This is a genomic window from Alteromonas sp. OM2203 (assembly GCF_048517045.1).
Classification (GTDB): Bacteria; Pseudomonadota; Gammaproteobacteria; order Enterobacterales; family Alteromonadaceae; genus Alteromonas; species Alteromonas gracilis.
In genome coordinates, this window is sequence record NZ_CP183209.1 from 1,938,073 (window position 1) to 1,958,979 (window position 20,907).

Below are 20,907 nucleotides of genomic sequence, written 5' to 3' on the forward strand. Positions count from 1 at the left end.
GAATCGACATGACAAAGACAGCTTGTGTATTTCCGGGGCAAGGCTCTCAAAGCGTAGGCATGCTAAAAGAGCTTGCTGAAACGTCTCCGATTATCGAAGCAACCTTTAAAGAAGCCTCTGACGCACTTGGTTATGACCTGTGGGACTTAGTCCAGAACGATACAGACGGTAAACTTAACGAAACCAATATTACTCAGCCAGCGTTGCTTGCTGCAAGTGTTGCAATTTGGCGTGTAATTCGTGAGCAAGGTTTAGACGTAGACTATCTTGCAGGGCACAGCCTTGGAGAGTATTCAGCGCTAGTGTGCGGTGGGGCGATGGACTTTTCTGACGCCATTAAACTAGTAGAAGCACGCGGTAAGTATATGCAGGAAGCTGTGCCGGCAGGCGCAGGCGCTATGTATGCCATTATCGGTTTGGATGATGCTGAAATTGCAGATATTTGTCAGCAAACTGCTATTGCTACAGGCGATGTAGTTGCACCAGTTAACTTTAACTCTCCAGGCCAAGTGGTTATTGCAGGGGAAAAGAACGCCGCCGAGCAAGCTGCTAACGCCTGTAAAGAAGCGGGCGCTAAACGCGCACTTCCACTTGCGGTAAGTGTGCCCTCTCACTGTGAGCTAATGCGACCGGCCGCGGATAAACTCGAAGAAGCGCTTTCTTCTTTAAATGTTCACGAGCCTGCAATCAATATTGTTAATAATGTTGATGTCACCATTGAAACACAGGGTGATGCAATCAAAAACGCGCTAGTGAGACAACTTTACTGCCCAGTACAGTGGACACGTACCGTGGAATACTTAGCTGCAGCAGGTGTAGAGCGCGTTATTGAAGTTGGCCCGGGTAAAGTGCTGACAGGTCTTAATAAACGCATTGATAAGAGCTTAGCGTCTCTTGCAGTAAATACACCTGACGGTGTAGAAGCACTAAAATAATAAGGAATCGCAATGAGTCAATTAGACGGTAAAATTGCGCTGGTAACCGGAGCGAGCCGAGGAATAGGCAAAGCGATTGCCACACAGCTAGCGCAACAAGGCGCAACGGTTATTGGCACGGCCACGAGCGAAAATGGCGCACAAGCAATTAGTGACTATCTTTCTGAGTTCGGTGGTCAAGGGTTTGCACTGAATGTTACCGACAAGGAAAGTGTTGATACCACCTTGAAAGCGATTAACGACGCTCACGGTGGGATTGATATTTTGGTCAACAATGCAGGCATTACGCGCGATAATCTTTTGATGCGCATGAAAGATGACGAGTGGCAAGATATTATAGATACTAACCTTACTTCAATATTTACGCTGTCAAAAGCTGTACTTCGCGGTATGATGAAGAAACGCTTTGGGCGCATAGTAAATATTGGTTCTGTGGTAGGCAGCGCAGGTAATGCTGGTCAAGCCAACTATGCTGCTGCGAAAGCCGGCGTCATTGGTTTTTCTAAATCTATGGCGAGAGAAGTGGCTTCTCGTGGTATAACAATCAACGTTGTTGCCCCTGGTTTTATCGATACAGATATGACAAAGGCGCTAAGTGATGATCAAAAAGCAGCCATTTTTAAAGATATTCCGGCTAACCGATTAGGCGAGCCTGATGAAATTGCAGCCACTGTTGCCTTTTTGGTGAGCGATGGTGCAGCCTATATTACAGGCGAAACCATCCATGTTAATGGTGGTATGTATATGGGGTAAATTCGCAATTTTTGCGAATTTTCCCTAGTTTGGGGTGGTATTTACCCGAACTTGGATGTAAAAATAGTATTTTACGAATTTCGAATGTCGCTGGTTTGACCAGAAAATTTGTTTAAACTGGTGCTTGCAAGGATGCACCTTGCAAAATAAACTAGCGGCACTTTTATTATCTAGTGACGTTTTAAGGGAAACCTAGAATTATGAGTAACATTGAAGAACGCGTTAAGAAAATCATCGTTGAACAACTTGGCGTTAAAGAAGAAGAAGTAAAAGCAGAAGCTTCATTCGTTGACGATTTAGGCGCTGATTCACTTGACACTGTTGAGCTAGTAATGGCTTTGGAAGAAGAATTCGATACTGAAATTCCTGACGAAGAAGCAGAGAAAATTACTACAGTTCAATCAGCAATTGACTACATCAACGCTAACAAAGACGCTTAAGTCTTAAGTAGCGACAAAACGGCTCTTATTAAGAGCCGTTTTTGTATCTCCTACCTTAGTTCCAAAGCGAGGGCTTTTTGTGACAAAACGTCGCGTAGTGGTTACTGGTCTTGGAATGCTTTCACCATTAGGTCTTAATAGCGAAGACACATGGCGCAAATTGCTCGCGGGCGAGAGCGGCATCGGTGAAATCACCCATTTCGATTGTAGTAACTATTCAACCCGTTTCGCAGGTCAAATCAATGATTTTGATCCGCAGCAATACATTGAAAAGAAAGAAACCAAAAAAATGGACCGCTTCATCCAGTTGGGTATTGCAGCTGGCAAGCAAGCGCTGGTCGATTCTGGTTTCAGTGTTTCTAAAGATAATGCTCACCGTGTTGGTGTTGCTATTGGCTCAGGTATAGGTGGTTTAGAACAAATTGAACAAAACCATTTAAAGCTGACAAATAGCGGTCCTAAGCGCGTATCGCCATTTTTTGTACCTTCAACCATTACCAACATGATCTCAGGCTTTTTGTCTATCATGGAAGGGTTGAAAGGACCGAATTTAAACGTTGTGACTGCATGTACTACAGGCGTTCACAATATTGGTATTGCCGCAAGAACTATTGCTTACGGCGATGCAGATGCTATGTTAGCTGGCGGTGCTGAAGCCTCTATCACACCGTTAGGAATGGCAGGCTTTGCAGCAGCGCGCGCGTTGTCTTCTCGCAATGACAATCCACAGGCTGCAAGTCGTCCATGGGATAAAGACCGCGATGGTTTTGTTATGGGCGAGGGCGCTGGTGTCATCATGCTGGAAGAGTACGAGGCAGCGAAAGCCCGTGGCGCGCATATTTACGCTGAGCTTGTTGGTTTCGGTATGAGCGGCGACGCATATCACATGACATCACCACCAGAAGATGGTGAGGGGGCAGCAGCATCAATGCAAAATGCTATCAATGACGCGAACGTAGATGCGAACCTCATTGGTTACGTGAACGCTCACGGTACATCAACGCCAGCCGGCGATATTGCTGAAGTTGCGGCGGTTAAGCGCGTTTTCAATGATCATGCTTACAAGCTACTGGTAAGTTCTACTAAATCAATGACAGGCCACCTACTAGGTGCTGCTGGCTCTGTAGAAGCAATTTTTACTATCTTAGCATTGCGTGACAAAATGGCGCCGCCAACGATCAATCTAGATGAACCAGGCGAAGGGTGCGACTTAGATTTTGTCGCAAACAAAGCGAAAGCCTTCAATGAAGATTACGCGCTATGTAATTCATTCGGCTTTGGCGGTACCAATGGTTCGTTGGTTTTCAAACGAATCTAGATCTAGCAAAAGCATAGATGTTATTTTCAAAAGGCAGCGAACCGCTGCCTTTTTCTTACATTCTCGTTAACTGATTTCGCACATCAATAAACCCCAGCAGCAAAAATTCGCTGTAAGCGAAGTGAAATTATCTATGCGGACTGGTATTAGCGATGGACAATCACAAGGCTCCCTAAACCCTCCTAGTTGTTTGATTATTAATCTAGTCAAATGGGTTAAAGGATTACCAGGTGTTGAAATGCAATGATTAGCCTATGCTGAGTAGCGCTATGAGTTGTTTGACCAACGCAACTTGGTATACTCCTTCTAATCAGTAAATCAGCAAGTAAGACCAAGCATTGATAATTATTCCAAATGCTACGCCTATTTCACCCAGTGACCGGGCATTTAATTACGGAGACGGTGTGTTTACCACATTGTTGGTCCATCGCAATAAAGCACAGCTAAAGCCTTATCATTTATCCAGGTTAAAGCACGACGCCGCAGCAATTAAACTTGATATTGATATCAAAGCCCTGGACGTCGCTATTTCTGAGCATATAGATCATATCGCCACATCGTCACGTAACGATTTGGAATCTAAATACGTCTTAAAAGTGCACATTTCAGGTGGACAGACGGGCAGAGGGTATGCGCGAAGCGAAGACAGTGTGGTTCAGGTCAGATTTAGTCAGCATCCTTTTCCCAGTTATTATGACAATATGTCTCGGAAAGGTTTATCTGTTATATGTGCTCAAACTCGGTTAGCCATTCAACCGCTGCTCGCGGGCGTGAAGCATATGAATAGATTAGAACAGGTCCTGATTAAACATGAAGTGAATGAGGCAGGCGCAGACGACGCTATCGTATGTGACACTCAAGACAATGTGATTGAAGCAAGCGCGGGCAATCTGTTTTTTTTCTATAACAATGCCTGGTACACCCCTTCACTGAAAGGGAGTGGAGTTAATGGCGTGGTGAGGCAATATCTTATCGATTCATTGCTAAATGATAATAATGAATTACATGTGGGAGAGTATCAGCTTTCTCATTTACAAAGCGCCAGCGCTGTCGTGATGACGAATGCTTTAATGGGTGTAATACCCGTGAAGGAACTTCGAATGCCCGATTTTTCAATGGTTAGTTTTGACGTGAAGAACAAGGCAATTGAAGCATTACAGCAGCGACTGAATGATGGAAAGCGCTAACCCAAAGCACTCGCGCAGGGTACGCCGACAAACTCAAAATAATGATAAGCATAAAAAGCGAGAGCTTAAAATGGAATTAAAACCTGTGAATTTAGGAGAGCGGTAAGAATGAAGCGCTTAGTAATTCTCCTTTTAACCCTTGGCTTACTGGTTGTCATCGGGGCTGTATCGGGCGTTATGTTTGTATCTTCGAAGGTGACTACGCCCTTAAAGCTGCAAAAAGAAACCCTCATTACTATTGAGCGCGGAAGCAATGCCTATCGAACGGTAAAGCTGTTGCGTAATGAAGGTTTGAGTGAGGTATCCCCGTTTGTGGCTAAGGTTTGGCTAAAGCTTTTTGCAGGTAACACGTTGGTTAAATCAGGCTCTTATATGTTGCGGCCCGGTCAATCCCTCGTTGATGCCTTTACCCTTTTTACCGAGGGTGATGAGCATTTGTTTGCAGTAAGTTTAGTTGAGGGCCTAACGCTCTCCCAGTGGCTTGATACGTTGAGACAAAACAATCAGCTAGAATTTGATATTACTGATGCTACGTTACGAGAGATAACCAATGATAATGACGTAAAGTGGTGTTGTGAAAACGTTGAACACACTGAAGGCGTTTATTTAGCCGATACCTACTTTTTCACGAAAGGTATCAAGGCTAGCCAAATTTTGAAGCGGGCTCATGGTGCACTGGTCGATTATGTGACTAGCGAATGGGAACAGCGCGCTGTTGATTTGCCGTTGCAATCCCCATATGAAGCGCTCATTTTGGCGAGTATTATTGAAAAAGAGACTGCAGTGCCGTCAGAGCGGGATATGATAGCAGGCGTATTTATTAACAGGCTTAATAGAAATATGCGTCTGCAAACAGATCCCACCGTAATTTACGGTATTGGACCTACGTTCGACGGAAATATTACGCGCAAGCACCTGCGTGCCGCTACACCCTATAATACCTATGTTATTAAAGGGTTACCGCCAACGCCGATTGCCATGGCCGGAAAAGCTGCTATTCATGCTGCGCTGCATCCCTTATCAACTGATGCGCTGTACTTTGTGGCAAAAGGAGATGGAAGTCATCAATTTTCCACAACACTAGAAGAACACAACGCTGCTGTGCGAAAATATCAGCTTAAAAGATAACGCAGTGAAATTGACCAATGCGTTCATTATCTATCGCGAAACACTGAAAAATAAATAGAGTTTAAAACGTCATGCGCGGAAAGTTTATTGTAGTAGAGGGCCTTGAAGGGGCAGGTAAAAGCTCTGTAATCGGGTTGATTGTTGAGGCGTTAAAAAAAGCCGGAAAGCGCGTGGAACAAACTCGAGAGCCTGGCGGTACACCAATGGCCGAAGCCATTCGCGAATGTGTGAAGCATGATTGGCATGAAACGGTAAGTGAAGAGACGGAGCTGCTTTTAATGTACGCTGCCCGGGTTCAACTGCTTACGAATAAAATTTTGCCGTCCCTCGATACGGGGGCGTGGGTAGTGGGAGATAGGCACGATTTATCGTCTCAAGCTTATCAGGGCGGCGGTCGTGGTGTTAGCGAAAAAACGATGACGGCGATAAGCGACATCGCGTTAAAAGGTTTCAAGCCAGACCTGACTTTGTACCTAGACGTTGACCCTGCAGTGGGCCTAGAACGTGCTCGTGGGCGTGGCGAGCTAGACCGTATAGAGCAAGCTGGTTTAGCGTTCTTTGAGCGTACCCGCGCTAAATATCTCGAATTAGCAGACCAAGATGAAAGTATAGTAGTAGTGAGTGCTATGCAGTCTATGGACAAGGTTCATCAAGACGTTATTGCAGTTATTCATCACTATATAACTAGCGAATGCAGCGGCGATGTCAGCCAGCGAAATACATCTGTGTTAGGAGACGGTTAATGCAGATGTTGCCTTGGTTCACTGCAACCTATGCCACCTTACTCTCTCGATATCTGGCTAAAAAGCTGCATCATGGATTGCTTTTAACTGGGCCAGAGGGCATCGGTAAGCACCGTCTTGCTATTGGGCTTGCCAACGCACTGCTGTGCAAGCGCCCAGGTGCAGACGGCCCGTGTGAGCAGTGCCAGAGCTGTCAGCTAAGACAAGCTGGCAATCATCCTGACTTCCACATCCTTGAAAGTGAGAAGCAACTCGGCGTGGATAAAATTCGCGAAGGTATTGCCAAGCTCTCAGGAACGGCGCAAATGGGAGGCAACAAGGTGTTGCTTATCCCGAGCGCTGGCTCTATGACTGAGGCGGCAGCTAATGCGCTGTTGAAAACTTTGGAAGAGCCCACAAATAACACATTCTTGCTCTTGATAACTGACAATATTAACAAGCTTATGCCTACAATACTAAGCCGTTGTGAGAGGCAATTATTGCCACTGCCGTCAGTATCAGAGAGTTTGAACTACTTGCAAGCCAAAGGCGTAAAAGATGCAAGCGAAGCATTACTTGCCGCCTATGGCTATGCCCCGTTGCGCGTGGAAGAAGCATTATCAGGCGATAATGATTTTAGCTACCGCAATTTCAGCGATGGTATCCAGGCGCTGCTAGCCGGTGATGCCAACTTGCAGGCACAAACGCTGGCGAGTAAGTGGCAGGACAATGCTCAACAAGTTGCATTGTGGTGTCAGCAAATAGCTCATGATGACTATATGCAGCGCCAGCAAGTTGTTGACTTTAATCGTTACAAAACCTGTGTTGAGGCCGTCAAAACGCTTCAGCATGCAGGTGTCAACAAGTCCATGGTGCTTTTTGGGTTACTCAAACAATTTCAACGTTAATAAACAATATAAGAAACCATCTTATGTTGTGGGTATTAACTACAAAAATATAGGTGTAGTTTGTTCGTAGATTCTCATTGTCATTTAGACCGATTAAAGCAAAGCCCGCAAGAACTGGCAGAAACGCTTAACTTTGCGAGAGCCCGTGGTGTTGAGCACTTCTTGTGCGTCTGTGTGTCGGTAGGCGATTATGACAGCATGTTGGAAGCGGTAAGTGGTTTTGATGATGTTTCTGTGTCTTGTGGTGTTCATCCATTACACCAAGACGAGGCATGCACTTATGAAGTGCTTTTGGAAAAAGCAAAACGTAAAGAGGTTGTCGCTATAGGTGAAACCGGGTTGGATTATTTTTACAGCCCAGAAAGCAAAGATGTACAGCTGACATCATTTGTGGATCATATCAAAGTGGCGAATGAAACCAATAAGCCGCTAATTATCCATACCCGAGATGCGCGGGAAGATACCATTAATTTGCTGAAAGAGCATAAGGCGCCACATACGAGAGGCGTATTACATTGCTTTACAGAGTCGCTGGAAATGGCACAAGCAGCCATCGACATGGATTTTTATATTTCTATCTCTGGTATTGTGACCTTCAATTCTGCTGCTGAATTACGAGACGTAGTAAGCGCGATCCCTTTAGAGCGGTTATTGATTGAAACTGACTCTCCTTGGCTCGCTCCTGTCCCTTATAGAGGCAAGCAAAACCAGCCGGGTTACGTAGTAGAAGTTGCTGAGTTTATTGCAGAACTTAAAGGCGTATCGGTGGAAGAATTAGCAAAGATAACTACGCGTAATTTTTATACTTTGTTTTCTCTTGCCAGCAAACAAAAAGTGGCCTAACGCGTACGGTTAACGACAAGCAATCGGAGGTAATCATGCCCCAGTGGCGACAAGGATTAACGAAAAGTTTGCACCAAACCCGAAGTATGCCCGAAAGTCGATATTTTCAATTGGCTACCGTGGGGGAAAGCGGTGCGCCTTTTTGTCGAACCGTGGTGTTTCGAGGGATAACAAACGATGACCAATTAGTTGTTATCTCAGATACTCGTTCCGAGAAATTTGACCAGCTTTCTCAAAACGCTAACGCTCAAGTGTGCTGGTATTTTTCGAAGACCAGAGAGCAGTATCGTTTTTCATGTAATGCGACAGTGATGACCGCTGATGATAATTATGATTTGGTAAAACAGCAGTGGGACAAGCTATCTGATGCGGGAAAAAAACAGTTCTTTTGGGGAGAGCCGGGTACCCCTCGAAATGATGGTTCTGCGCTTCATATTGAAGGGGACTTTAAGCAGGTTCCTTCACATTTCTGTACCATATTGCTCGCTATACAAAATGTAGATTATTTAAACTTGCGAGGAAACCCACAAAATCGTGAGTGGCATGAAAAAGACGAGAATGGAAATTGGGTTAGCCAATCGCTGATACCATAATGTTTCAATGGGCTAACACACTTAATTATTTGTGATCAAACCTCGTATTAAAACAGATAGAATAAACAAAAAAAGCGACCCTCTTATATTTGTCTTTAGATAATACAAGAAGGCCGCTCATCCTAACGCTTAATAAGCTTTAGCCAAGCGAGTTACTTTCGCTAGCCTAGAAAACCTGAGAAATGGGCGTATCACCTTTAAATAAATAGGTGATGATGTTATCACTACTCTCTCTTGCAACACTTTCTACAATGGCGGTAGCAACGTCCTCCCTTGGAATAACGGCATCGTCTTTATTATCAGGCATATCGGTGCGAACCAGGTGTGTTCCAGGTTCATTCAATAGCGTGCCAGGACGTAAAATAACGTGATGCAAACCGCTATTAATTAAGTGCTCGTCTGCCATGTGTTTAGCGACTAAATAGGGCTTAATTTCCGAAGAAACCGCATCTGGATCACCCGCACCAATTGAACTTATCATTACAAATTTAGGTGTACCTGCATCCTTGGCATAGTTAACTGCGTTACGTGCCGCCCACAGGTCTATCATGATAGTCTTCTCTGCGCCCGTGTTTCCGCCAGACCCAGCGGTAAATACAACAACGTCGGCACCGTCAAAATGCGCTGAAAAATCGTCTTCCAAATTTTGCTCAACAACAGTGAGACTATCATTTTCTATATCTGATAATTTATCAGGGCTTCTTACTGGGGCTAGTACTTTATGCCCCGCATCTAATAATTTTACGGTTGCCTGTTTACCTATTTGTCCTGATGCGCCGATTACTAATACATTAGCCATTATTTGATACTCCTTTAAATTCTATAAGCGAATCGTTATTAAATATGAATTCAAAGATGGATAGTGGTCACATGCGTAAAGCGATCAAAAAGAGCGGTTAAATGCATGATGAAGAGATTGACGACATCAGCCTTGCCATAGAAAAATGAAAATAGGAGGGCTGTGTTTTGCCCGCGGTAGAGTGCTAGTTGACGTTAGCGCTTATTTGATTACAGCATTTCGTCCAGATTCTTTACCTCGGTATAGTTTTTTATCAACCGCGTAAATACAGGCTTCAATACTTTCGTAGTCGGTAATATCAGCGACGCCGCACGTAATAGACACGTTGATTTTATTATCAGAAATAGCAATACTTGTCTCGGCTATACATTTACGTAATTTTTCAGCAACCCAGTAGGCTTCCTTTAGACTTAAAGAGGGAAGTAATATCAGAAACTCTTCACCGCCCCATCTAGAGATTACATCGCTCTCACGAAGGTTATCTTCGAGAATTCGCGCCACCTTCGTTAGTACGATATCTCCAGCTTGATGACCGTAGTTATCGTTGATGCGCTTGAAATGGTCGATATCAATAATGAGTAGAGAGAACGTGCGGTTGTGTCGTTTGTATTCATGCCATTGAGCACTTGCGCGCTGCGAAAAGTAACGGCGATTTTTCAGGCCGGTCAGCGTATCCTGAGTAGAGAGTAGGGTAAGCTTTTCAACCGCTGCCTCTAAGTCTTTTGTTTTTTCTTCCACCTTTAGCGCGAGTTCGGCCGAGCGTTTTTTTAATGTCCTAATTCTGAACCAGACGGCAGAGGACAAGAGTAAAATAATGGTGAGCAGGAATACCGTTCGCCATATCGGTTTATCCCACCACGGCGGTACAACAATAACCTCAATTTGCGCTTCGTTACTGCTCCATTCATTCTCTTTATTAATGGCTTTTACCGTAAATCGGTATCGACCCGGATCTAGATTTGTATAAGTCGCTGCGCGATTTTTGGCGTCGGTAAAGCGCCAACTGTTTTCAAAGTCGGCTAGTTTGTAAGCATAGCGGAGTTCATTCGCATTGATGTAATTCAACGCTGCAAATTCAATAGATAGTGCAATGTCATTGTGGTTAAGACTCACAGTACTACCTAAGCTTACTTTTTGCTGAAACGTCTTACCGCTCTCTTGCTCCTTACTTACTACCTCTATTTTTGTAAGATGGATACTTGGATCCCATTTTGTACTTACCACATTTAATGGATTAAAAAGTGTAAGCCCCTCTGCGCCGCCAAAAAGAATGGTGTTATTTCGTGTCAGAGCCACTGAGCCAATGTAATAACCCGTTGTCAATACGCCATGCTCAGCGCCATAGTAGGAGAGGGAAGAAAGGTTTGGCGCGATATAAGTTATGCCCTCGATCGTTGATATCCATAACCCATACTCATCGTCTTCTATTATTGCGCCGATCGAAATATTGCTTAACCTGCTCTCTCGCTTCAATTGTGTGACCTTGATGGAGGATAAATCATTGCCGTCTTTGGTGATGAAAAATAAGCCTGCCGCCTGAGTGCCTACCCAGTAGCCACCGCGTTTCGAGCGAGAGATCCAAGTAACAACGGTTTTATCAGTAATTTTGTCAGTATATTGGCTAACGCTGGCTATTTCCCCGGTAAGTTTGTTGGCAAGGTGCAGTCCAGAAACCGTACTGAGCCATGCGCTTTCTTTATCTTCCATCAAAATTCGGGTGGTTAATGACAAGGGCCACTGCTTTATTATTCTTCTTTCGGATGGCCGAAAAACGAATACACCATCACTGTAGCCGCCGAACCAAATATCACCCTCTGCATCTACGTTAACACTGTATCCAGCTTTACCTTGCATAGCTACAATATCTAACTGATTGGTTTGCTTATTAAGTTTTGCAAGCCCAGAGCGGGTAGCGACCCAAAGGTCGTCTCTCTTATCATCATAAACGAGACCCAGGAGCTTATCGCTCGATATATCGTCATTTTCTCTAGCATCGCTTGATGTGAAGGGGCCTTCATAGCTGTTTTCAACGGTGTCGAAAAGCCACAGCCCCTTCTCATTGGTAATCCAGACTTTATTGTCCTTATAACTTGTCATGGACCCGATGATTCGTCCGTCACCTACTTCTGTTGACTGAAAGTGGCTTAACCCCGGATTACCGATGGCAAAACCATCGTCTTTGGTTCCCACGACAACTAGGCCTGTTCGACCTTGAAAAATACTTGAGACTCGCTCATTGCCAGCCTCTTTTTCTGACATTGGAATTTCCACTACCGTGTAGGTGCTAAAAGAGGTCAATAGATTGAGTCCACTTTCAGTGCCAACCCAAACGTCGCCCTTAGCGCTAAGCATAATGTCTGTCACATAATTGTCAGACAACCCATGCACTTCCGAAGTACACTGAGCCGTAATCTTCTCGCTTTTACGACTTGGGTTATAAAGACAGACGCCACGAGTGGCTGTGCCCAAAAACAGCGTTGAGCGCTCGGCTACGGCCAACCTTGTTATGTTGATTTTATCCGTCGCGGCTGACTCTAATTTCTTCTTAATAGGGTCAAATTTGAAAAGGCCAGCGGTAGATGCTACGTAAAGGGTTTTACCTAAAAGTGCAACATCAGTAAGCGTGCTAGTCGTATCTGCTAGATAGCTTACAAGTTCTACACTGTCCGTTTCTTCATTGTATGTATAAAGGTCACGTTCTGAAATAATCCAGAGTTTTCCATCTTCAGTTCTTTTGATACGGTTAATAACGTGTTTAGTAAGTGAAGACGACGTTGGAAGCGTATAGTGTTCAAACATTTCGGTATCTACATTAAGGCGGCTTAAACCACTAAATGTGCCGATCCACATATATTGGCCATCCTTACTCGCTTCTATCTGTAGTGCTAGGAGAGTCTGTAAACCTGAGGCTTTGTCTTCACCCCACATACCAAAATTAGAAAAAGTATAGCCGTCGAACTTATCAATGCCAGACTGTGATGCGAGCCAAAGAAAGCCGTATTTGTCTTCTGCAATGTCAGCAATGGAGACGTGAGCAATCCCACTCTCTTTATTGAAAGATTGAAAGGCGGGCGCATCAATTTTAGCTTGAGCATTAAGTGCAAGGCTAAGAAAAATACTGATAGTAATAAGCAAGTGAGTAAATAGGCCTTTCATACTTAAATAAATTTAACGCTATAGTGGCGTAAACGGTACGCTTTTACCGCAAACTTACAATGGGACAAAAGTTTAATTTGAACAAAAAAGCCTCGAATAGTCGAGGCTTTATCACTTACATTGAGCGTTTTATCTTGCTCTTTTTAGCGGATCATTTACCAGCCACATTGGCGAGAGGCGTTTTGCTCATCAAGCCATGCCTTTAGTGGTGCAAAATAGTCTGCAATGGTGCTGGCATCCATTTGCGGTGAGCCTGTCAATGTCTCTAATGCATTTTGCCAAGGCTGGCTCATGCCCATTTCCAACATCTCGTTCAGTGCTTTACCGGCCTCTTTACTGCCGTAAATAGAGCAGCGATTTAGCGGGCCTTCGTCACCTGCGATATCACACAACGCCTTGTGGAATTGGAATTGAAGGATATGCGCTAAAAAGTAGCGTGTGTAAGGAACATTGGCAGGAACGTGATACTTTGCACCAGGGTCAAACGCATCGGCGCTGCGCTCATTAGGAGCCATTACGCCTTGATACTTTTCTCTTAGTTCCCACCATAGCTGATTGTATTGCTCTGGGGTCACCTCACCAGACATGACTTTCCAGCGCCATTGGTCAACCATCAAACCAAAAGGAATAAAGGCTATCTTGTCTAGTGCAACCTGCATTAGCATACCGATATCGTTAGACGCGTCTGGAATCTCGTCAATTAAGTCGATTTGCTTAAGATATTTAGGCGTAATAGACAGGGCGATAGTGTCACCGATGGCTTCGTGGAAGCCGTCGTTCGCCGAACCGCGATAGAGTAAAGGTTGATCCTTATAAGCACGCTGGTAATAGTTGTGTCCCAGTTCGTGATGAATAACGTTGAACTCTTCGCCAGTCTTCTGGATACACATCTTAATACGAAGATCGTCTTTGTCATCTAGGTCCCAAGCTGAAGCATGGCATTGTACGTCACGGCCTTCGGGCTTTTGAAACATAGAACGTTCCCAGAACGTATCTGGCAGTTCTTCAAAACCAAGGGACGAGAAAAACGACTCAGCCTGTTTCACCATAGCAATTTCGTCATAGCCTTGTGCAGCCAAAGCACCGGTAACATCTGGCACTTGCATTTCTTGTTGAGGTTTAACGATATCGTAAATATTGCCCCAGCTCTGCGCCCACATATTTCCCAATAAATGCGCCGGAATAGGCTTGTCTTGCGGCACAAGGTCTTCACCATAATGTTCACCAAGCTTCGCTCGAACATGACAATGAAGTGACTCGTAGAAAGGTTCAACTTGGGTCCATAAACGATCTAATTCTTTTGGAAATTCATCAGCAGGCATATCGTATTTGCCACGCCACAACGCACTTACGTTTTCAAATCCTAGTTCTGCTGCACCTTCGTTAGCAAGCGACACTTGTTCGGCATAAAGTGGCGCCATTGGTTTTGATACCTCACGCCAGCCCGCCCAATACTCTAATAGTTTATCGGCGTCGCGCAGGGTCGCCATTTCACTGCTCATTTCTACTAAGCTTTTGCAAGAACCGTCATTGCTACAATATTCGCCCGAACCATACATGGCACTAAGTTCAGAGCCTATTTTTGCTAAACGTTCTGCTTTTTTTGTATCGGCTGGCGGCGGCATAGTTAAGCTGTTTTTTAGCAGTTCAAGCTGCCTGCGGGTATCAGCATCAACGTCTACATCATTAAACTTCGCCGCCTCTTTAGCTAACTTAGCGACTTTCGTTGAAAGCACTTCATTAAAGTAGGCGCTGACTGCAGCAGTATCGAAGTTGATATTAGTGGCATAGCTCCACTCTGCGTGCGCAGCCGGAACCTGCATTTTTGCAACATCGTCTTGTGCTTGTTGCAAGAACTGTTTTGCATCTTGTGCGGTGAGTTCGGGGTTGATTTCTGTCTGTGTAGTACTTTCGCCACATCCTATAAGTGATAGACTGACCACAGCCGCTATCAGAGTGCGTTTATGATTGAGCATACTTTGTCCTTTAATTGTTTTATTTTTAACGTGAATCAACGTTCACATAGACATGCGAAAGCATTGTGTAACGCTACGTGGCTTTTGTAAAACAAATTTGAACTTCGCCATCGTGGCGGCGGTAAAAGCTAACAAAGGTGAATTGTGGGTTTATCCACTAAGCATTGAATTTATCAAGCGATAGCTCGGTCAGCCCAGCTAAATGTCGAATAGTTGCTAGTTAGCTTTTGAACTGTTGTTGGGCAAAACGCTATGAATTAAGAAAAGGCCGCTTGGCTGCTTTTTACTTTGAGGCACTGGAAAAATACTGCGTTTAACAGCATTAAGCGCCAATGACTTATTCAGGCGTTGCTTTTTAACGTTTTGGTTAGACGAGATTTCCTTTGCTTGAATCATCGAAAATGATGCCTCATTCTCTAGGGCAAAAGAGGGTGAGGATGCAATTGAACTAAGCGCGATTGATAAAAGCATGTATTTACTCAGCGTTTTCATAACACGTTTCTCTTAAAAATCAATTAGCGTGGCTTACATCTTGTCTAAGACTGGTTCGACGTAAGAGGCGGTTGCACCCACCTCATTCGTCGGCTTTGTTTGTTCAAAGTCATTACACCTAAAGTAGAATGAAATCGAAACGTTACGTGTTATACCAGGGTATTCATTATTATACCTTTATTTAGCTAAATAAGCCTTTTGTGGATATTTGAAGTGCATCACCACGCAGTTACACCACCGTCTACGGCTATTGTTTGCCCGTTCATATAGCTATTGCCTGGTGACAACATTAGCATCATGGTGTTTACGATTTCTTGCGGCTCGCCCAAACGTTTCATTGGGCTGCCCATGCCAAGCTGTTCCCGTGCCTCAGGGGTATTATAACCATCCACGTTCAGGATGTTGGTTGGACTATAGAATGGGCAAATTGCATTAATGCGTACGTTTTTGCGGCCGTATTCTACTGCGGCGGTTCGCGTTATACCCGATACCGCATGTTTAGCGGCTGCATATGCGCCACCTTTAGGTGCTCCACCTAACCCTGCTAGTGAACTCACATTTAAAACGTGCCCTTGTTTTTGTGCGAGCATTACCGGAATTTGATACTTCATTCCAAACATAACGCCCTTAACATTCACTGCAAACTGGGAGTCCATGATTTCCTCAGTCATTTGGTGAATAGGCGCTGGATTATGGGCAATACCGGCGTTATTCACGGCGATATCCAGCCTGCCAAAGGTTTCCATGGCTTTATCAACTAAGTCTTTATTAAGTGATTCACTGGCAATATTACCCGCTAGTACCACCACATCAGTGAGGGCTTTTACGTCCTTTTTCGTCTCCTCTAGTGCAGTCTCATTAATATCTGACAGAACAAGTTTTGCGCCGCGGTTGGCAAGGCCGAGTGATAACAAGCGGCCAAAACCGCTTCCAGCGCCTGTAATTAATACAACTTGCCCTGAAAAATCGAGTAGAGCATCCATGGTTATCTCCTAATGGTTAATGGTTTAGTGTCTGTTGAAAACCTGCTTACTTAAGTTGGGTTTTCTTAATAAACTGAATAAGCAAGTTAGCTAGCAGTTCCCCCTGGTCTTCCTGAATAAAGTGACCACCGTTTTCTACTAACCTATGGGCCATCCCTTTACAGCCGGGGATAAGTTTTTGAAATAATTTATCGCCGCCTTTCGTTATGGGGTCGCTATCGCCGAAAGCCGTTATAAATGGTTTTTTGAATTGCTTTAATTTATCCCATGCTTGCTTATTAGCCTGTGCTTCTGCACTGTCTGGGCTTGTAGGGACAAGAAGGGGAAACATCCGCGCCCCTGCTTTGTATTGCTCGTCAGGGAAGGGAGCGTCGTAAGCAGCAAGTGTCGCTTCATCTAATTCTGTTGTCGTCCCATTTTGGATAACTGTTGAAGTGGGAAATATCGGCACATCTTGTGAAAAGCGGCGCCATTTAATAAACGCCTCGCTTGGCGAATGGTCACCGGTTGGTAATCCGGTATTCGAAACCATTACACCCGAAAAGTAATCTGGCATGTCAGCGACGAGTCGCAGCCCTAACAATCCTCCCCAGTCTTGGCAGAACAACGTGGTAGGCCCTTTCACAACCTGCGTAAACCAATCCTTTATCCATATAAGATGTCGAGCGTAGGAATAATCTTCTTTTCTAACAGGTTTATCTGAACGCCCAAAACCAATGAGATCCGGTGCTATGACGTTGAATCCCGCTTCGGCCAATACAGGCATCATTTTACGGTATAAATATGCCCATGTAGGTTCACCGTGCATTAAAAGGACTGTGTGTCCATCTTCTGGTCCGCATTGATAATGGGCCATTGTCATTTCACTGCTGACTGTGTCTGTTATTTCAGTGAAGCATGGAGAGTAGGGAAAGTCTGTAATTTTGTTGAAGGCGCTTTCCGGTGTTTTAAGCACTTGCATAGCCAATTATCCTTTTGTAAATAAAATGTAATAACAAGTGTTGCTCAATTAACAAAAACACTGGTTTTATTTTCTGTCAAATAAACCTTAAGCAAGGTAGGACAAGCTCTACATCAAGAAATGAAACAGCAAAGGGGCTAGCGGTGATTATTAAAAATTATGATAAATGTCTATAACACCAATAAACTTGGATGATTAACAACACTGCAATAACATCCAATTAACGTGATAAACAGGACATGGTTATGACTGAGATGGAAAATAAAGCCGTAGAATATGCAGTACAACATGGTGTTGCTACGCTGACAATGCAGAGCGCGCCGGTGAATGCGCTGTCACGCGCGCTTCGAGTAGGGTTGATAGGCGGTATAGACAACGCATTACGCGATGATAGTGTAAACGCTATTGTCATTACTTCTTCACTACCTATTTTCTCCGGCGGTGCCGATATTAGCGAATTCTCTGGCGGCGATTTATCGCCCATGCTGCCTGAAGTTTTAGACAAGATAGAAAATGCGTCTAAGCCGGTTGTTGCTGTCCTCCCTGGGCCTGCATTTGGTGGCGGTTTAGAGGTAGCATTAGCCTGTCATCATCGCATCACCTTTGCCGACAACAAAGTCGGTTTACCTGAAGTTAATCTCGGCATTTTGCCTGGCGCAGGCGGTACGCAGAGACTTCCACGCTTAGCTGACGCTCAAACATCCTTAGAAATGATTGTAACTGGTAAACCAACGTCGGTGGTTAAGCTTCCTGGTGTGTTCGATAAAATTTCTGACAAGCCAGAGCATTTGCTTGAAGATACAAAAAATTACCTACAATCGCTAACGCCAGAAAAAGCGATAAAGCGTACCAGTGACATTGCGTTAACCATGTCTGACGAAACGCAGGCGGTTTTCGATGCAGTTACTGCACAAACTAAAAAAGCAACGCGAGGATTCTTCGCACCGCTTAAATGTATTGAAGCTGTGCGCGGTGCCTACACACTTTCGTTTGAAGACGGCCTTAAAAACGAAGGCAAACTCTTCATGGAATGCATGAATACGCCACAGGCTCGTGCTCAGCAGCATTTTTTCTTTGCCGAACGCGCGGCGGGTCACGTAAGTGATTTCGATAAAAACACCCCTGAACGCAGTATTGAGAAAGTCGCCATCATTGGCGCAGGTACCATGGGTGGCGGTATTGCCATGAACTTTGCCAATGCTGGCATTCCGGTCACGATGCTTGAATTAAAAGAAGAGGCGCTGGAAAAAGGGTTGGCGCTAATTCGAAAGAATTACGAAAATTCAGCGAAAAAAGGCAAGTTAACTCAAGAACAAGTGGAAAGCCGTATGGCGCTCCTGTCTGGTACGACTTCGTATGACGACTTAGCTGATGTTGATCTTGTTATTGAAGCCGTGTTCGAGAAGATGGAAGTGAAGAAAACGGTGTTTTCGACGCTTGACAAAGTGTGTAAGCCCGGCGCCATCTTAGCGTCTAATACGTCAACATTAGATATTGACGAAATTGCGACTGCCACATCGCGCCCAGAAGATGTTATTGGTCTTCACTTCTTCTCGCCGGCTAATGTAATGAAGCTGCTTGAAGTCGTAAAAGCAGAGAAGACATCTGCAGAAGTCATTAAGACTTGTATGAAAATGGCTAAACGCATTAAAAAAGTAGCGGTGTTGGTTGGCGTTTGCTTCGGTTTTGTGGGTAACCGCATGATTGAGCCTTACGGTCGTGAAGCCAACAGATTGCTTCTTGAGGGAGCGACGCCTGAACAGGTTGATCGCGTCCTAACCGAGTTTGGCATGCCGATGGGGCCGTTCACCATGGGCGACATGGCAGGCTTAGATATTGGTTACTACGTGCGTCAATCTCGCCAAGAATATATCTCACACGATCCTGCTTATGGCGCAGTAGCCGATCGTTTGGTAGAAAAGGGGCGCAACGGTCTTAAAACCGGACGTGGGACCTACAACTATGAGCCAGGCAGTCGAGTGCCAATCCCCGACCCTGAGGTACTAGAAATTGCAAAACAAGAGGCAGAACGTCTTGGGGTTGAGCAGCGCTCAGACATCAGCGATGAGGAAATTCTCGTTCGCGTTATGTACTCATTAATAAACGAGGGTGCTGCCATCTTAGAAGAGGGCATTGCGGCTAAATCAAGCGATATCGATGTGATTTACGTTTACGGTTATGGTTTCCCAGTGTATCGCGGCGGCCCTATGCAATATGCCGATGAAGTAGGGGTTGGCACTATTTTAGAAAAGCTGACTACTTATCGTGATCAATTGGGTGAGTACGGAAAAATGTGGCTTGAGCCAAGTGATCTGCTAGTGAAATTAGCGCAAAACGGCGGCACGTTTAAAAGCTATCAAGCGAAGTAGTCGTAACTTGATGTAGCAAGAAATTAGCGACGAGAGCGGGTAAAAGTTTTCGTCACTAGATATAAAGACTTGGGAAAGCTAGGCAGCCAGTGAAAAGTACACAAGCCTAGCTAAATTCTGGCTGAACTCTCAGCCTAAATGAAAGGAATATAAATATGCGTGATGCAGTTATCGTAAGTACAGCACGAACGCCAATTGGGCGGGCTTATAAAGGTGCCCTAAACAACTTACCCGCACCGTCATTAGGTGGGCACGCTATTCAAAACGCAGTAGCACGTGCGGGCATCGACCCTGCCAGTGTCGATGACGTGGTGATGGGCGCAGCACTGACACAAGGCAGTGGCGGCATGAATATTGGTCGTTTGGCTGGTTTGGCTGGTGGTTTACCGGTGACAGTGGCGGGTATGACGCTTGACCGCCAATGCAGTTCTGGCATGTATGCAATTGCCACCGCAGCAAACTCAATCCGCACTGGCGATACCAATATTATGGTAGCAGGTGGCTTAGATTCGATTTCTTTAGTGCAAAACAAGAATATGAACATGTTTCGTGCGGTAGACCCTGCGCTTGTCGCTAAGCACAAAGATATCTACATGCCAATGCTTCAAACTGCTGAAGTTGTGGGCAAGCGCTACAATATTAGCCGCGACGTTCAAGACGAATACGGTTATCAAAGTCAAATGCGAACCGCAGCGGCGCAGGAAGCGGGTAAGTTTGATGATGAAATTGTGCCAATTACCGCAGTCCAAGCGATATTTAACAAAGAAACAGGTGAAACATCAGAGCGTGAAGTCACCTTGTCAAAAGATGAAGGTAATCGTCCAGAGACCACGTTAGAGGGCCTAAAGGCACTTAACCCTGTTATCGAAGGTGGCTGCATTACCGCAGGTAACGCAAGTCAGCTCTCTGACGGCGCTAGCGCGACCGTTATTATGGATGAGCAGTCAGCGGCGAAGGGGAGTGCTCAGCCACTTGGTATCTATCGCGGTATTGCAGTAGCAGGCTGTGAGCCAGATGAAATGGGAATTGGCCCAGTATTCGCCATTCCTAAGCTATTAAAGCAGCATGGATTAACCATGGACGATATTGGTCTATGGGAGCTTAACGAAGCGTTCGCAGTACAGGTTCTGTATTGTCGCGATAAGTTGGGCATTCCAGACGAATTATTAAATGTAAACGGCGGTGCCATTTCTATTGGTCACCCGTACGGCATGAGCGGTGCTCGCATGGTGGGTCACGCACTCATCGAAGGTAAACGACGCGGTGCAAAGTATGTAGTTTGTACCATGTGTATCGGTGGCGGCATGGGCGCTGCTGGTTTATTTGAAGTTCTATAGGTATTGG

The 20,907-nt window shown here is 45.0% G+C and carries 19 protein-coding genes; 13 read left to right on the plus strand and 6 right to left on the minus strand.

What is annotated here, in order from left to right; translation table 11 throughout:
• Positions 1-8 precede the first annotated feature (8 nt).
• The 10 genes from fabD to ACM0P2_RS08700 all read left to right on the plus strand — a co-directional run bounded on the left by fabD (position 9) and on the right by ACM0P2_RS08700 (position 8,827).
• Positions 9-935, plus strand: a complete 927-nt coding sequence (fabD, locus tag ACM0P2_RS08655) for an ACP S-malonyltransferase (RefSeq protein ID WP_419227586.1) — start codon at positions 9-11, stop codon at positions 933-935.
• Between the two features lie 12 nt (positions 936-947).
• Positions 948-1,688 carry a 3-oxoacyl-ACP reductase FabG gene (fabG, locus tag ACM0P2_RS08660; protein ID WP_105931048.1) on the plus strand — a complete coding sequence of 247 codons (741 nt, stop codon included), beginning with the start codon at positions 948-950 and terminating at the stop codon, positions 1,686-1,688.
• Positions 1,689-1,888: 200 nt separating this feature from the next.
• Positions 1,889-2,128, plus strand: a complete 240-nt coding sequence (gene acpP, locus ACM0P2_RS08665) for an acyl carrier protein (protein WP_012518211.1) — start codon at positions 1,889-1,891, stop codon at positions 2,126-2,128.
• A gap of 79 nt (positions 2,129-2,207) precedes the next feature.
• On the plus strand, positions 2,208-3,446 hold the full coding sequence (fabF, locus tag ACM0P2_RS08670; RefSeq protein WP_159117370.1) for a beta-ketoacyl-ACP synthase II: 1,239 nt from the start codon (positions 2,208-2,210) through the stop codon (positions 3,444-3,446).
• A gap of 338 nt (positions 3,447-3,784) precedes the next feature.
• A complete protein-coding gene (pabC, locus tag ACM0P2_RS08675) occupies positions 3,785-4,633 on the plus strand; it encodes an aminodeoxychorismate lyase (protein ID WP_159117371.1) in 849 nt (282 codons plus the stop codon).
• Positions 4,634-4,741: 108 nt separating this feature from the next.
• On the plus strand, positions 4,742-5,761 hold the full coding sequence (mltG, locus tag ACM0P2_RS08680) for an endolytic transglycosylase MltG (RefSeq protein ID WP_159117372.1): 1,020 nt from the start codon (positions 4,742-4,744) through the stop codon (positions 5,759-5,761).
• Positions 5,762-5,832: 71 nt separating this feature from the next.
• Positions 5,833-6,504, plus strand: a complete 672-nt coding sequence (gene tmk, locus ACM0P2_RS08685) for a dTMP kinase (RefSeq protein WP_159117373.1) — start codon at positions 5,833-5,835, stop codon at positions 6,502-6,504.
• Positions 6,504-7,391, plus strand: a complete 888-nt coding sequence (gene holB / locus ACM0P2_RS08690) for a DNA polymerase III subunit delta' (protein ID WP_419227588.1) — start codon at positions 6,504-6,506, stop codon at positions 7,389-7,391. The genes tmk and holB overlap by 1 nt, the downstream gene beginning before the upstream one ends.
• A 60-nt stretch (positions 7,392-7,451) precedes the next feature.
• Complete coding sequence (locus ACM0P2_RS08695; RefSeq protein ID WP_159117375.1) at positions 7,452-8,234, plus strand: TatD family hydrolase; 783 nt, start codon at positions 7,452-7,454, stop codon at positions 8,232-8,234.
• A 35-nt stretch (positions 8,235-8,269) separates the two neighbouring features.
• Positions 8,270-8,827 (plus strand): pyridoxamine 5'-phosphate oxidase family protein, encoded by a 558-nt coding sequence (locus ACM0P2_RS08700; RefSeq protein ID WP_159117376.1) that lies wholly within the window; start codon positions 8,270-8,272, stop codon positions 8,825-8,827.
• A 166-nt stretch (positions 8,828-8,993) separates the two neighbouring features.
• Here ACM0P2_RS08700 and ACM0P2_RS08705 read toward each other — a convergent pair whose 3' ends face one another.
• The 3 genes from ACM0P2_RS08705 to ACM0P2_RS08715 form a co-directional block, all read right to left on the minus strand.
• The gene (locus ACM0P2_RS08705) at positions 8,994-9,626 is read right to left on the minus strand and encodes an SDR family oxidoreductase (RefSeq protein WP_159117377.1); all 633 of its coding nucleotides are present in this window, start codon (positions 9,624-9,626) and stop codon (positions 8,994-8,996) included.
• Positions 9,627-9,827: 201 nt separating this feature from the next.
• Entirely contained in the window at positions 9,828-12,782 is a 2,955-nt protein-coding gene (locus ACM0P2_RS08710) for a ligand-binding sensor domain-containing diguanylate cyclase (protein ID WP_159117378.1), read from the minus strand.
• Positions 12,783-12,937: 155 nt separating this feature from the next.
• Complete coding sequence (locus ACM0P2_RS08715) at positions 12,938-14,758, minus strand: M2 family metallopeptidase (protein ID WP_159117379.1); 1,821 nt, start codon at positions 14,756-14,758, stop codon at positions 12,938-12,940.
• A gap of 52 nt (positions 14,759-14,810) precedes the next feature.
• Here ACM0P2_RS08715 and ACM0P2_RS08720 point away from each other — a divergent pair, with 52 nt between their 5' ends.
• Positions 14,811-14,942, plus strand: a complete 132-nt coding sequence (locus ACM0P2_RS08720) for a DUF4870 domain-containing protein (protein ID WP_236547031.1) — start codon at positions 14,811-14,813, stop codon at positions 14,940-14,942.
• Positions 14,943-14,974: 32 nt separating this feature from the next.
• Here ACM0P2_RS08720 and ACM0P2_RS08725 read toward each other — a convergent pair whose 3' ends face one another.
• From ACM0P2_RS08725 to ACM0P2_RS08735, 3 genes are all read right to left on the minus strand, one after another.
• A complete protein-coding gene (locus ACM0P2_RS08725) occupies positions 14,975-15,250 on the minus strand; it encodes a hypothetical protein (protein WP_159117380.1) in 276 nt (91 codons plus the stop codon).
• Positions 15,251-15,468: 218 nt separating this feature from the next.
• Positions 15,469-16,233, minus strand: a complete 765-nt coding sequence (locus tag ACM0P2_RS08730) for an SDR family NAD(P)-dependent oxidoreductase (RefSeq protein WP_159117381.1) — start codon at positions 16,231-16,233, stop codon at positions 15,469-15,471.
• 46 nt (positions 16,234-16,279) lie between these two features.
• Positions 16,280-17,194: a haloalkane dehalogenase gene (locus ACM0P2_RS08735; RefSeq protein ID WP_159117382.1), complete on the minus strand. Its 915-nt coding sequence runs from the start codon at positions 17,192-17,194 to the stop codon at positions 16,280-16,282.
• A 245-nt stretch (positions 17,195-17,439) separates the two neighbouring features.
• Between ACM0P2_RS08735 and ACM0P2_RS08740 the strand changes: the two genes are divergently transcribed.
• Both ACM0P2_RS08740 and ACM0P2_RS08745 read left to right on the plus strand, forming a co-directional pair.
• Positions 17,440-19,563 (plus strand): 3-hydroxyacyl-CoA dehydrogenase NAD-binding domain-containing protein, encoded by a 2,124-nt coding sequence (locus ACM0P2_RS08740; protein WP_159117383.1) that lies wholly within the window; start codon positions 17,440-17,442, stop codon positions 19,561-19,563.
• A 155-nt stretch (positions 19,564-19,718) separates the two neighbouring features.
• Entirely contained in the window at positions 19,719-20,900 is a 1,182-nt protein-coding gene (locus ACM0P2_RS08745) for an acetyl-CoA C-acyltransferase (RefSeq protein WP_159117384.1), read from the plus strand.
• Positions 20,901-20,907: the final 7 nt, after the last annotated feature.